This window comes from Nostoc sp. KVJ3, from assembly GCF_026127265.1.
Taxonomy (GTDB): domain Bacteria; phylum Cyanobacteriota; class Cyanobacteriia; order Cyanobacteriales; family Nostocaceae; genus Nostoc.
Genome location: NZ_WWFG01000012.1, coordinates 15,218 through 28,694, shown reverse-complemented (window position 1 = coordinate 28,694; position 13,477 = coordinate 15,218). Strand labels below are relative to the sequence as shown.

Below are 13,477 nucleotides of genomic sequence, written 5' to 3'. Positions count from 1 at the left end.
ACAACGCCCTATCTTGGCGGATTCAGCGTTGTTTGTTCACTCATACCGGGAAGACCCGGATTTAATAAAATTTAATATGCTTAGACTACAAGTTTACAACGAACGTTACCACAATTGCATCGGTAACATCGTCAGGGCGCATTGTATCTATATTACAGCATCAAAACAGTTGCTGTCAGAAATAAGTAATCACACGCTAACTAACTGCCTTAAATTCCTCGAAGACACTTGCTACACAGACAATACAGCGATTTTTGTACTAGCTAATTTTCAACAATTGAATCAAATCGGAGGTATTCGCTAATGTTGACCACACAACAAGCACTCGCCTCCTTCGATATTCGCAATTTTGTAGACCAGCTAGAACCAGCCAGAGAGAAAAATAAATACATCTGCCCAGCTTGCGGTGGACATAACTTAGGCATCAACCCTAGTAATGGGAAATACCAGTGTTTTAATAACTGCCAATGCCCTGATATTAGAGAAGCAATCAAACCTTGGAGTGAGGTACTAGAAGAAAACAAACTTGGTGGTTACACGCAACAATTGGGACTCAAACCACTAAAAGCGAAAAAACCAGCAGCACTACCCAAGGTTTTAAACCTAGATCCATCAGAGTTAAGAATATGCAGGCTGAAGAGTGAAATCACCACACCACAACCCATAACACCCGATTTCATTCCCAAGTCCGTCACCTTCAAGCTATCGGATGATGGAGCCACACCGAAAGAATTAAAACAAATTACCGTTATTGAATACGACTATGGCAACGGGCGCAAAGCTCACAGGTTTGAATGCCCTTGTGCAGCCTTAGACAAAGGCAGAGTCAAAACATTCTCAGTCAGCAGAATTGACCCCACAACCAATAAAACTACATGGAAGAAAGAAGGTTATTGGCCTGCTTATAAACAGGACGAAGCAATCGAAATTATCAAATCCATAGATGGCATCCCGGTACTACTAGCCCATGAAGGGGAAAAGTGCGTAGAAGCTAGCAGATTGTCAGGTTTAGCCAGCATTACTTGGGTGGGGAACTGCTCTGACGGTGACATTGGAAAATCCTTGACCCAAATTAAGCATTCTACGGGTATTGATTTTTTACTAGCTTATTGCGCGGATAATGATGAAACTGGATGGAAGAAAGCCCAAAGAATTAAAGAGGTTTGCGCCCAAGCCGGAGTAGCTTTTGTTGCCATCGACTTGCTTAAAATCAAACCGGATCTGCAAAATAAAGGAGATGTAGCAGATATTTTGGAATCGGGCATGACAGGCGATGAATTAGCGGATCTACTGTTAAAGCAGATAGAAGAAATTACAGCAGATGCTCAATCATCATCAGAAAATGTAGACTCAATAGACGTTGCTAATTTCGACGAGGAGCCGGACAGCACATTCCTGCAAAAAGGTTTTAACACCCTTTACGGCGATCGCAAATGGATTTGTGCAGATGGCCTGCTGTATTGCTGGGATGGCTTGCACTACAAACACTCACCTGATTCAGTTGAGCGTCCACGCATTACGAGTTATTGCAATTCGTATCAAGTTATTAAGAAAACTGGCAAGAACTTTGTCATTACCCACCCCTACGCCAAACCAAGCAAAGTTAAAGAGTTGCTGGAGTGGGTGAAGCTGCGAGTAGAAGTTGACCCGCAATTACTTAACCCACCAGGGGTTAACTGTACTAATGGCGTGTTAGGTGTTGATTGGGCAGCCCCCAAACCAGAGCCAGTTTTAGTTGAACACGACCCAGACAAACACTTTTTTACATATCCGCCATTGGTCAAGTATGACCCTCAAGCAGACCCCAGACATTGCGATCGCTTACTGGAATGTTTAGACGAACCTCAACAACAAGTTTTATTAAGAAACTTGGGGGCGAGTCTCGATCTAAAGGAAGTCCGCAAGCGTAGAGGACGGGAATCTAAGCTACTACTGGCCTGTGGATTGGGTTCAAATGGTAAAGATTCCATCCGGGAGGTAGTATCTATCATTTACGGTGAGCAAGGTATGACCAGCTGTTCCTTAGCTGACTTTGCTGCTTATGATGAAGGACGGAAATTTTCACTCTTTCCCCTGGTCAACAGTCGGGTAAATTGGGCATCAGAGAATCCACAGACAGCACGACTAGATAAAATTCAATCGCTCAAACTCTTTGCTACTGGTAACGTCTTACACTCAGAGCGCAAGGGGAAAGACCATATCGAATTTAGCCCCGAAGGGATCGGCATCTTCAACTTGAATGAAACCCCGGCACTGCACGGCACAATTCAAGCAATTACTGACCGCATCGCAGCCCTAGTTTTTAGCAAAACATTTAAGTCAAATCCTGACCCAAACAACCCAAACGAGTTACTAGCAGACCCTCGATTCTCTTATGACTTGGATTTTGTGCGCGAGTGTGTGGCCCCAGCATTTTTAAATAAGATGATTGCTGGGTTACAGGCATTGATAGAAGAGGGGATTGACTACAGATGTACTCAGCAAGCATTAGAGGATATTCAAGCCGAAAACTCTCACTTATTCCAATTTTCTAAAGATACAGGGCTGGGTTACAAGTCGGATGCCATCGTCACAGCATTTGACCTGTGGTCACGCCTAGAAAATTGGTACATCGACAACGGTACTTTATCCTTTGATGAATCCAGCACTGGCAAGGTGAAAGCTATCTGGCAGGAACAGTCCAAGCCTAGTGATAAAACAGTTAAGGCCATCAACCAAGTCATAGCCAGATTTAAAACACTATTCCCCAAAGCCAAGTTAGTTACCGTCCCCCACCCATCCGGGAAACGGAAGTTACAGGCACTGCAAGGAATTAGTTTTAATGATGTGCCAATGTCAATAACTGACACACCCATAGCAATAAGTGAAAATTCCACAGCAGATCCACCCCAACCCCCACACCAAGAAAGCCTTATAAATCAAGACTTCCACACCACCCACACCAGTTTAGATAATTTTCCAGAAAAAAAATCAAATACGAAATTAGAGACTGACTCAAACACTGAATTAAACACTGACTCGTCAGACCAAAATCAAATCACTCCCCCCAATGTTTCACCTGCGAATAAGGAGAATCAATCTAAATTGGTGTGGGTGGTGTGCGATGACGATTCTAAAAGCGTTTCAGCAGATTTAGGTGGTGTGGAAACTGCTGTGCCAGATGAGCTTATTGCTATGCCAAACAGCTTATTGACAATGAAAGTGGCAGGGGAGCAAGCGATCGATGATTTAGCAGGAGTCTATCCACAAGGTGATGCGGCGGTGTTACAGCAAGAAACTAATGTTCAACAGGAACAAGAGCCGAATGGTGACACCTGTAACACCCCCCTGAATGCAGGTGGAATGGATGAAGTTATCGCTAATGCTGAACTGATTAGGGAGAGCATTGAAGATGAGTCTTGGGAAATGATTGATGAATTGATAGAAGAGTGGACGGATGAATTTAAAACTGCTGTTTGGAACCTGTTGACACCTCTTGAACGCAAGACAGTTAAAGGACTAAAGCGAGGTAACACCAATGAATGAACCTGTTAATTTTTCATGAGTCTTAAAGGGAGCATCCAGAGATCGGATACTTGTCCATCATTCGAGGTTGGCTTACGCGTTGGTCTGAAAATTTCCCTTTTTTGGGAAGTATAAAGTAGATAAGGAGAGCATTAAAGCACTCAGTTGAGCTTATGAAGCTGCGAGACTATCAGGAGATTTGTAAAGCGAAAATTGAAGCCAACTGGCGCAAAGGTAGTCACAAGCAATTAGCTGTGATGCCAACAGGCGCAGGCAAGACAGTTTTATTTGCTGCACTGGCTAGCGAATTCACTCGTAAAAACCAAGGAGTGTTAGTCGTAGCCCACCGAGAAGAACTAATTATCCAAGCTGCTGAGAAGCTGGCAGCAGCAACCGGCATTATTCCAGGAATCATCAAAGCTGGATATAAACCGAATGTTGATGCACCAATTCAAGTTGGCAGTATTCAAACTTTGGCACGTCGGAAAAAATATCCCGAAGCTAATTTAATCATCATTGATGAAGCACACCACGCGGCATCAAACAGCTATCGTCAATTGATTGCTCAGTATCCAGATGCCCAAATTTTAGGAGTGACCGCAACCCCCCAAAGAATTGATGGTTATGGCTTTGAAGACTTGTTTGAAAAACTGGTTGTTGGTGCTACAACTGGGCAGTTGATAGCTGAGGGACACTTGTGTAAATTCAAAATGATTGGGGGTTTTGCCAAACTGGGATTGTTCACCCCAAAGGGTAGAGATTTTACAATCAAAGAATTAGAACGGGCTGCAACCAAGATAAAAGCTGAAGATGTAGTGAAGTGCTGGCAAGATTATTGTTTTGGGAAAAAAACCGTTGTCTTTGCAGTTAACGTGTCTCATAGTCAGGCGATAGCCAAACAGTTTCAAATGTTCGGCATAGCTGCGGAGCATCTCGATGGGGAAACACCCACGGGTGAACGTAAAGCGATTTTAGAAAGATTTAGAACAGGTTCAACGCAGATCATAAGCAACTGTGGGATATTAACCGAGGGCTTTGATTGCCCAGACATTGATGTGGTGCAATGTGCTAGACCTACAACTTCAATTAGCTTGTGGCTACAAATGCTTGGGCGTGCGCTGCGACCATCGCCAGGTAAGGAGTATGCGATTTTAGTTGACCAGACTGACAATTGGTATAGGCTGGGTACACCTGACCAACATCGGCATTGGAGCCTCAAGCCAGAATCAGTAGATAAGAATTCGCCAGGAGTACGCAATTGTGGGTACTGCCATCACGTTTTCAAGCCGATGTCGGCCTTAATCACTAGCAAAGTGGTCTGGAATCCTCGGAGCGAAACTTTTGAAACCCTCTTAACTACACCGTGCCCCAATTGCAGTAAACCTGTAACTTGGCAACTAATTTCTAGCAGTGATATTACCCCAAATCAGGAGAATAAAGAGGAATTTGATCTAGAGGTGGAGTACCGGGAAATTCCTTCAGAATGTCGGTTCGAGATCCTTGAGCAGATAGTGAAAATTCGCAAATTAGGCAGTAGATTCAAGAATCTGCCAAACCGGGAAAAAAAGTTTATCCATTCGTTAACTGAACTGATCCATCAACAATCCGATATTCAGCTAGCAGAAATTAGAGTAGCACTAGATATTCTAGAAATTGGTTTTTCACCGACAGAAATTTTGGCTCATGCGCTTTTAGTTCCCTTATGCCAATCAGCGACAAATAACAATTGGTATCGGATTGAGAGGCTGATGAAGGGTAGGACGGAAGATATTAAAAAGCTGATCTGGGATATGTTACCTAAGCACTACCAGAAGAAAATACACCAGCTAAAAAAGGATATTGCTGAAAAACCAACGCCATCAGCGATCTTATCCCAGGTAACTTTCAAAGTAGGTGATCCGGTAGCCGCCGCCGCGACTAACGATTTGAAATACTTGTGGCACGGTGTAGTCGAGGAGGTTTCGGACGACGGCTCAGAGGTGTTTGTTTTTTGGCAGTCAAGCCAAGGAACAGCCACAAGTTCTTATGAGATACATGAGGCATCTTACTTGCGTCGGCTTTTTATCTAGGAGATTGTTGACCACTATCGTATTGAGGTGCGCGGTAGAGAGTTCGTCTAAAAAAAACTTCGCATACGAACTAAAAATTTACCCCAATGGCAGAATTATGGCAAATTTATGTATTATCAAAAATTGGCTCCCATTATGGCTGATTTATGGCACGCCAATGGCATCTTAATGGCATCTTAATGGAATTTTGAAAATTCATTTCTCAACTAATTATCACTATTGAGAATTAGGGTTAAAACTGGCATAATTATGGCACGCCAATGGCAGGATTATGGCACAGTAATGGCAAATCAATGGAAAATGCCAGAATTTCAGCATTTTTAAATGTCGCAGTGATATTATGCTCCGAGAAAAGAATAATATGATTTTTTGACGCACAGTACGCCAAATTTTTGCGAAAGTTTTTTTGAGCTAAAACTGATGACTTGAGTGAATTTCAAATCACTTTCATCAAAAAACTACTAAATATCTACAGTAGTACTACAAAAGGGACTGTCACGATGATGCCTGTCTAGATGGTGTCCGGTAGACACCAATAATTTTGCCGCCAATAAATAGCCATTTATTATTAGAAAATTAACAACTTCTAGTTGCTCCAGAATTAGCGATTTTTGAAAATCTACTCACATCAGCATCAACTACTCTGGATACTTCCATCTGGCATGATGGTTTTGTGGAGAATGGCCCCTTCAAGGTAAACATCCTCAGCACCTCTGAGATCGGCATGACTCAGGTTAGCACCTTTCAACCTAGTATTATCCATCCTAGCTCCTCGCAGGTCAGCCTCACTCAGGTTAGCACCACGACAATTAGTAACTCCCAAGTCAGCTCCATTCAACTGGGCACGGCAGAGATTGCAATTGCGAAGACTAGCCTTCCAGAAACCAGTTCCATGCAAATCGGCTCCATGCAAATCGGCTCCGTCCAAAACAGCTTCGGAGAGGTACGCTCCACTCAATAAGGCATGGCTCAAGTCAGCTCCAACCAAGGAGACGGAATGGAAACTGGCTCCTCTCAAATTCACACCCCTGAGGTTAATACCATCAAGAATTTCGCCTTCTCGAACTATAATACCTCCGAAATCCTTTTCCCCAGCAGCACATCTTCTACGCAACTCCTCAGCAGTTATCTCCATACTTTTGCTCCTATAGGGTGTAGTTGCTTCAGAGCAGAGATTATACCTACAAGTGGTAATATCGTAGCAATCATAAGCAGGTTTTATCAGCCAACGCTGGGATGCGGGTTGTAGCAGTCGTTGTGTCGTGCTGATTGATAAGTCTTGGTTAATCGGCTGGATTCGCTCACGAGAGATTAGGGTTTTCGGTCGCTTACATTGTGTTATTGACAAATCAACGCAGTCACAGCACGATCGCAATTAATCAACCGCTAACTTCCAACTCTTGGCTTCCAACTTCCATCAACTAGCTGCTGAAGTTGTAAGTTGAAGTCGGAAGTCACTGCAATGTACAGTGCTGCCACCAGCCGTCAACGATTGCGTACAAATTTCGCTAACTTCAAATTGTTTTTTTATTAGAAGCTGCTTTAAAATTAAAAGCTAATTCTGGAGGTGCTATTAAAGAAAAAATTAGGGAAGTTCCAAAAATAATAAATTAAAATTTAGTTTTTTATTTTTACTTTGGTCTTTCTAAAGCTTTTGAAGCTGGTAAAGCTTTACTTGCAGGTCTGTTTATAATACTTATTAATTCTGTAATTACTTCTTGTAACTTTGAATACTTAACTGATCCAACTTTCCGTTTAACAGTAGCTTTGCTAATGGTAAGTAGCATATTAGGTCGTACAAAAGATACAACACTTAGCTTACCTTCTTGAAAGTCTTCGTTATCTAACTTTATCTCTCCATCTCTTCCTGAGTTATGTGTTATTGCACAGACAATGAGATTGCTTGTTTCTTCTGCGATTACTAAAACGGGTCTGGGTTTAGCATCAGACCCGTCTGTGAAAGGGAAAAGTATTACGATGACATCTCCCTTAGTTATGTGTCCAGTAAATCTTTCCAAGCTTCATCTTCCTCTGGAGCGAGCCAAATTTCGTTTAATGCTGATTCACTGAGAATCATGAATTCTTTTACCAGTGTATCTTGATCTTCGGAAATTTCGTAGACTTGCTCGTGTGATAAGTAGCTTTTTTTAGATTCAATGAGATTTATGATGAAGTTTGCGGCATATCTTAATCTTCTTCTATATCCTTCTTTTCTGTTTTCTTTGCGACTTTTAGATACAGCAATAAGCAAAATCTCTCCAACTGATTTTTCAATTTCACTTAATTGGAACTGTGGATATATATTTAAGAAATCCTCTAATCCTTCTCCAAATTTTTCTAATGCAATAGCCCAAGTTTGAAAAGTATGTTTATCACTATTTTGGTCAAGTTTACTTCCTAATTTAGAGATTTTTGTAATATCTTCTACAGATATCCTTATGAACTCAAGTTTTTCTCTAAAATTATTTAGTTTTTCTTCACAATTACCTAAAATATATTTAAGGTCTTCAAATATTGCATTTGGTAATGATTGAGTGTAATTTTTATGAAAATCACTTATTTTTATAATTGCTTGGTTGACAGCATCTAAAACTTTGTCAACTCTCTCTGTTAAAGGCTCTACACCGTTTGTCCCAGCTTTTCTTGCTTCATCAACAATGCATTGAATAGTTCTAATTTCATCAATTATTTGACCATTTAATGAATCTTTTTCTACTACCTTTATAAGTTCACATTTAATCTTTTCTAATCCATTGATTATTTCTTCTACATTATTATTTGAGGTTTCACTTAGTCTTTTTTCTTTAACAGAAGCCACACCAATCACCTCTTTTATATTTTATCCCTGAGTATTAATGACGTATATACTGCTTCGTTTCAATGATCGCACAAAATATTCATTTGTGTGTATGCATAATTGCTGTAAATCTTTTTTTATCTTTTTAAGCCAGTTGTAGCATGACACTACTAGCTGCTTACTCTGTAGCTTTTAGAGTACAGCCTTCTTTAAAACCAAAGCTTAAGATAGTTTCTTCATGATTTTCTGTAAGATATAGCGTAGGCTCTTTTCAAGAGTGATTAAGAACTGAAAGACAATTAGGCGGCGCAGCGGAGTGGCAGGGGCGGGCTTGCGAAAACTAGTTGACCCCACGAAAAACCTGTTGCCCATCCCTGCCACCGCCTAATCGAGGGAGCTGCTTCCAGTTCGCCTGTGCTACACGAGTGGATTTGTTCAAATTTTTCAAATTTTCTACATCATCTTACAATTTTTGTCAAATACTGTGTATAATAAATAGAAGATACAGAAGATTGTTTTGGTGCTATTAGAGCAGCACAGTAAAACTTACTGGCTCCTAATATGAATCTTCTACTACATCATTTGTCTGAAGCTCAATACGCATTTGCACAGTTAATAGACAGCCTTCCTACTCGCAGTAATTCTGTGCGTTTGCTCAAGTCTGTGAAAAAATCGTTAGATTATATTCTTTCGGTTTTGCGGAGTATGGACGCTAATCAAGATGATTGGTTTTAATTCCGCCTTCACTTGAAAAAACCCGTTTTGGCACGATGACCCTTAGTATGTTGAAAACGATACCTCGGTAAGTTCGAGGTCGTTTTGCAATGACACAATTGCCCCTACTTAGCTTGTTAGGGGCATTTTTTGCTGGTAGACTTTCGGTAAAAAGTTCCAATTGTCTCAACACCAGCGCTTTCTTTCTAACGCAGTCAGAGATACAGTTAATCTTCAGTCACGGTTTAGACAACGACCGCGATCATAAGAAGGCGCTGCGCCAAGTTCTGCATTGGCCCAAGATGGACGTATTTATCAATTGAGAAATATTCGCAATAACTTCTTAGTAGCGCGACTCTCAACGTCGGAATAGGGATCGTGGCGTAGTAGACTGTCCATAATATAACGCGTACACCGGACACTACCAGCGAGAATAAATGAGGCTGCCACCCCCAACTCGTCTACCTAACAAGCATTATAGGTCTAGAGAATACCTTACACCAAGCGAGGTGCGATCTCTCCTCGATGCCGCACTTGAGCGCAAAGCTCGTTATTCTCACCGTGATTATACACTGATGCTGATGATGTTTCGCCACGGTCTGAGGGTAGGGGAAGCTGTAGGGGCTAAGTGCGGTTTAAGATGGGATGCACTTATGTGGGCCGAACGTCAGATTTTCATCACCAGGGAAAAGGGCAGCGATTCAGGGGTGCATCCCTTGAGAGACGATGAAATAACTTTGCTCAAAGAACTCAGAGAGATGTTGCCCGATAGCAAATATATTTTCGTTTCCGAGCGTGGTGAGGTGATGTCCACTGATGCGGTGCGAAAGCTGCTTGGGCGACTGGCGGCACAGGCTGGGCTTGATATCAAAGTTCACTGTCACATGATGCGCCATGCTTGCGGTTACTATCTGGTGAATCAAGGTTATAACACTAGAGAGATTCAAGATTTTTTGGGACACCGCGATATCAAACACACTGAAAAATATACAAAGTTAAATGCTCGACGCTTCCTGAATTTTGATTGGGGTGATTTGTAACGATCTTTGCGTCGAGCGACCCCAAGACATTGCAGGGCTATTAGCGATCCCATAAGCATTCTATCCATCAACATTTTTTGCCATGTTCCAAGTACCAATTAACCTGTATGCGCTCATTTGACCCCAGAAACTAGGAACCCTGAGAGATGTTTCTTGGCTCATTTCACCCTCAGTCAGTCATTGGAAAATAAACGACAGATTGTAGTATAAACTGCTGATTTAACTCAGAATAAGTATAAAATCAAATGGATAAAAGATTACAAACATCCCAGGTTTTTATAGATACAGAAGTATTTATTAATGCAAATTTTCAATTTTCATCAGGACGTTTATCAAAACTGTATACGTTTAACGTGAATGGGAAGATTACACTCCATTTAACAGACATTACTATCCGCGAAATAAAAGCCAACTTAAAAAAACAAATCGAAGAAGTTACAGAATCAGTCAATAAATTTAAGATTAAAGCTAAAATTCTCAGAGGAGTACCATCTTTTGAACCCATTTTTAATTATGATAGAGATTTAGTGCTGAAACATTACGAAGCAGAGTTAAGAGATTTTACAGAATCAAAACAACTTTCTCTATTTTCAGAAATTAATTATATTGTTAACATAATCCCTACTAAGAATGTAGCCGTAGAAATAATTTTTGATAAATATTTTAATCAACAACCACCATTCGGAGAAGCGAAGAAAAAATCTGAGTTTCCAGATGCGTTTACAATCTCAGCATTGGAGAAATGGTGTTGTGATAATAATAAAAATATGTACGTTATTAGCAATGACAGCGATATGAAAGCAGCTTGCGATGCAAGTAATTATCTAATTTCAATTGCGACTTTAGATGAATTATTTGACTTGATTAATGCCGAAGATAAGTACATATCTTCAATTGCACACCAATGGTTTACAGAATATAGAGAAGAAATAAAAAATGAGATAACTGATAAGTTTGAAGAACTAGAGCTATTTGATTTAGTAGATGTAGATGGTGAGATTGAAAAGATTACTGTAAACAATATTAATCTCCTCCAGGAGAATTTAGTAGAAATTCAAGATGAGATTTTACATTTTACAGTTATAGCAGAAATTTCCTTTTCTGCTGATGTAAGTTATCCTGATCCAGATATGACTGCTTATGATAAAGAAGATGATAAATATTATATATTTGACTATACCGAAGAAGTTTTCAAACTAAACAAAAAAATCTCAGTAGAGATTGAGATGTCTTTCAGCAGAGATGAACCTCACGAACCAGAAATAGTATCTGTTAATCTTGAAACTGAAGATGGAATAAAAATTAAAGTACATGATGGATACTTGTATTATAAATAAATAGCTAAACATAAATAATGGCAGTAATATATGATATGGGTCATGAATTTAAGGGTTAGTTTTTTCATCCGGTTTATACTGAGAACGGTGTTTTGCAATCAAGATACTAGCTACACGCCAATTTTTTTAGTGCTTTGTGAATTAAAACTTTGGTTACTTGAATAAATATTTATAGTGTATCTCATTAATTTTTATGTTGGAAAACCAAACTGACTGGAAAAAATATGAAGAATATACGAGAGCGATTCTTAATGATGAAAGAGTTAAAAAATATTTAGAAGAACACTTTAACTTGCTTGATATCAAAATTCAATCAAAAGAGAAATTCTCTGGAAAATCTGGGACAGAGTGGGAGGTAGATGCTTATGGATATGATGAAAATGATCTGATATTAATAGAATGCAAGCATTACAAAAATGAAACTAGAGTAGACCAAAATATTATAGCTGCATTTGCTTACATTATTAAAGATGTAAGAGCCAAATTTGGAATTATTGTAACCACATCTGGACTGCAATCTGGAGCTAAGAAAGTAGCAGATGCTGAAAATATACGGTTAATAGAAGTTCATCAAAACTCAACAGATGAAAACTTTTTTGTTCGTTTTCCTGAACATCATCAGTCAGTTGCTGCATTTACTGACAAAATGGGAGGACTAGGTTTTGCTTCTTTAATATCTCAAACAACGACCTATCCACTGCAAGAAGCACAACAAAAGTTGATACAGTCAAGTCGGAGTCAAGGGATAAACAGAACTGACTTTTCTGATGAAGAAATACTAGAAGAGGCTAAAAAAATAATGGCAGAAGGGTAAAAGTTTTCTACAAGCGATTGATCGTCTGTTAGTCGGGATTTAATAGTATGACGACATCTCTTTCAAAGGAGCTACAGTAAAGCATTCAACCCCAGATTAACCCCCAAGCGCGATCACCAACTCAAATCGTATCTGAATAATAATGATAATCAAACCGAAAGGAGGGATACGAGCGACGCTCATATCCCTCCTTTCATCCCCTAAACCATAATCATTATTAGTAAAAAAACTCGAATATTAAAAGTGAAGCATAAACTGAAATACTCATTTATGAAGCAGATCATGAGTTAAAATCTCATTTTTTAGTTCAAATCACATTTACCCACATTAGTAGGCATTTTGAAAATTCACACAATTAAATGCTGTGCAGATACCCATTCTTTATTAAAAAAAACTATATCGGCCGTATCAGATTCCAAATGTGAAGCTTCATTGACTGATAAATTATTTAGTGATGGGCCTACAATTAGACTCTGCCCTCCACTCAAAAGCATAAAGCGTCGTTGATGTCCTGTATATGAATTATGACGAATTTCAAGACCACTACAACCTAATTCATTTTGCCAACTTTTGATATATGAAGGTGTCAGACGTGCTGTTCCTCCACTAGAAGATTGCAGCATTTTTGTCGATGTTAATAAACGAATATTTGTTGAGATTTTTATACCTAAAGTTGCCATATTCAGAACTGTCTCTAAACCTTTATTATCAAGGTATGCGTCAAATATTGCTTCAATATTTGAACTACCAATAAGAGCAACTAGCTTGGCAAGATTTGAAGCGGGTTTTTCTTCATCAAGTCTTACAGTAGTTGGTACTGAAGACCATTCAATTCTTGTACCACTAGGACTTGCTACAGAGGCAGTTGATACAGCCTGTCTTATAGCACTATCTAATTCGCCTAAATTCTCAGGAAAAGCCCAAATTGCCAGAGATTGATCAATATCTAAACCTGTAGAAATGCGCCATTTACTCTGTTTTAGCTCAATGAAAAGCTTTAGGTTATCTAAAAGGCGAATAATAAACTGATTCTCTTGGTTTCCCTGGTATATTTCCCATCCTTTTTCCAAATATGGGATTAAGTACGCAATAATATCGTCTTTATTCAAGCAAGCAGCAGGATATTGAGGAAAAGGAGTATTCGACATTATTTTACAAGATTAAATAAGTCTGTAATTTCGTATTATAAGTAAATAGTATAT

Annotated in this window: 10 protein-coding genes; 6 read left to right on the top strand and 4 right to left on the bottom strand. The window is 39.5% G+C overall.

Annotation, left to right across the window (positions count from 1 at the left end; all coding sequences use genetic code 11):
* The first annotated feature begins 303 nt into the window (after window positions 1-303).
* Both GTQ43_RS39255 and GTQ43_RS39250 read left to right on the top strand, forming a co-directional pair.
* Window positions 304-3,525, top strand: coding sequence for a hypothetical protein (locus GTQ43_RS39255; RefSeq protein WP_265278041.1), 3,222 nt, complete (start codon window positions 304-306; stop codon window positions 3,523-3,525).
* Between the two features lie 152 nt (window positions 3,526-3,677).
* A complete protein-coding gene (locus tag GTQ43_RS39250) occupies window positions 3,678-5,573 on the top strand; it encodes a DEAD/DEAH box helicase (RefSeq protein ID WP_265278040.1) in 1,896 nt (631 codons plus the stop codon).
* Window positions 5,574-6,207: 634 nt separating this feature from the next.
* Here GTQ43_RS39250 and GTQ43_RS39245 read toward each other — a convergent pair.
* From GTQ43_RS39245 to GTQ43_RS39235, 3 genes are all read right to left on the bottom strand, one after another.
* The gene (locus GTQ43_RS39245; protein ID WP_265278039.1) at window positions 6,208-6,921 is read right to left on the bottom strand and encodes a pentapeptide repeat-containing protein; all 714 of its coding nucleotides are present in this window, start codon (window positions 6,919-6,921) and stop codon (window positions 6,208-6,210) included.
* A 283-nt stretch (window positions 6,922-7,204) separates the two neighbouring features.
* The gene (locus GTQ43_RS39240; RefSeq protein WP_265278038.1) at window positions 7,205-7,591 is read right to left on the bottom strand and encodes a type II toxin-antitoxin system PemK/MazF family toxin; all 387 of its coding nucleotides are present in this window, start codon (window positions 7,589-7,591) and stop codon (window positions 7,205-7,207) included.
* Window positions 7,567-8,391 carry a hypothetical protein gene (locus GTQ43_RS39235; protein ID WP_265278036.1) on the bottom strand — a complete coding sequence of 275 codons (825 nt, stop codon included), beginning with the start codon at window positions 8,389-8,391 and terminating at the stop codon, window positions 7,567-7,569. The genes GTQ43_RS39240 and GTQ43_RS39235 overlap by 25 nt, the downstream gene beginning before the upstream one ends.
* An 803-nt stretch (window positions 8,392-9,194) precedes the next feature.
* Between GTQ43_RS39235 and GTQ43_RS39230 the strand changes: the two genes are divergently transcribed.
* From GTQ43_RS39230 to GTQ43_RS39215, 4 genes are all read left to right on the top strand, one after another.
* Entirely contained in the window at window positions 9,195-9,407 is a 213-nt protein-coding gene (locus GTQ43_RS39230; protein ID WP_265278035.1) for a hypothetical protein, read from the top strand.
* A 114-nt stretch (window positions 9,408-9,521) separates the two neighbouring features.
* Window positions 9,522-10,124 (top strand): tyrosine-type recombinase/integrase, encoded by a 603-nt coding sequence (locus GTQ43_RS39225; RefSeq protein ID WP_265278034.1) that lies wholly within the window; start codon window positions 9,522-9,524, stop codon window positions 10,122-10,124.
* A gap of 245 nt (window positions 10,125-10,369) precedes the next feature.
* Window positions 10,370-11,461: a PIN domain-containing protein gene (locus GTQ43_RS39220; protein WP_265278033.1), complete on the top strand. Its 1,092-nt coding sequence runs from the start codon at window positions 10,370-10,372 to the stop codon at window positions 11,459-11,461.
* Window positions 11,462-11,654: 193 nt separating this feature from the next.
* Entirely contained in the window at window positions 11,655-12,275 is a 621-nt protein-coding gene (locus GTQ43_RS39215) for a restriction endonuclease (protein WP_265278032.1), read from the top strand.
* Between the two features lie 347 nt (window positions 12,276-12,622).
* Here the strand turns inward: GTQ43_RS39215 and GTQ43_RS39210 are convergent, their stop codons facing one another.
* On the bottom strand, window positions 12,623-13,423 hold the full coding sequence (locus GTQ43_RS39210) for a hypothetical protein (RefSeq protein ID WP_265278031.1): 801 nt from the start codon (window positions 13,421-13,423) through the stop codon (window positions 12,623-12,625).
* Window positions 13,424-13,477 lie beyond the last annotated feature (54 nt).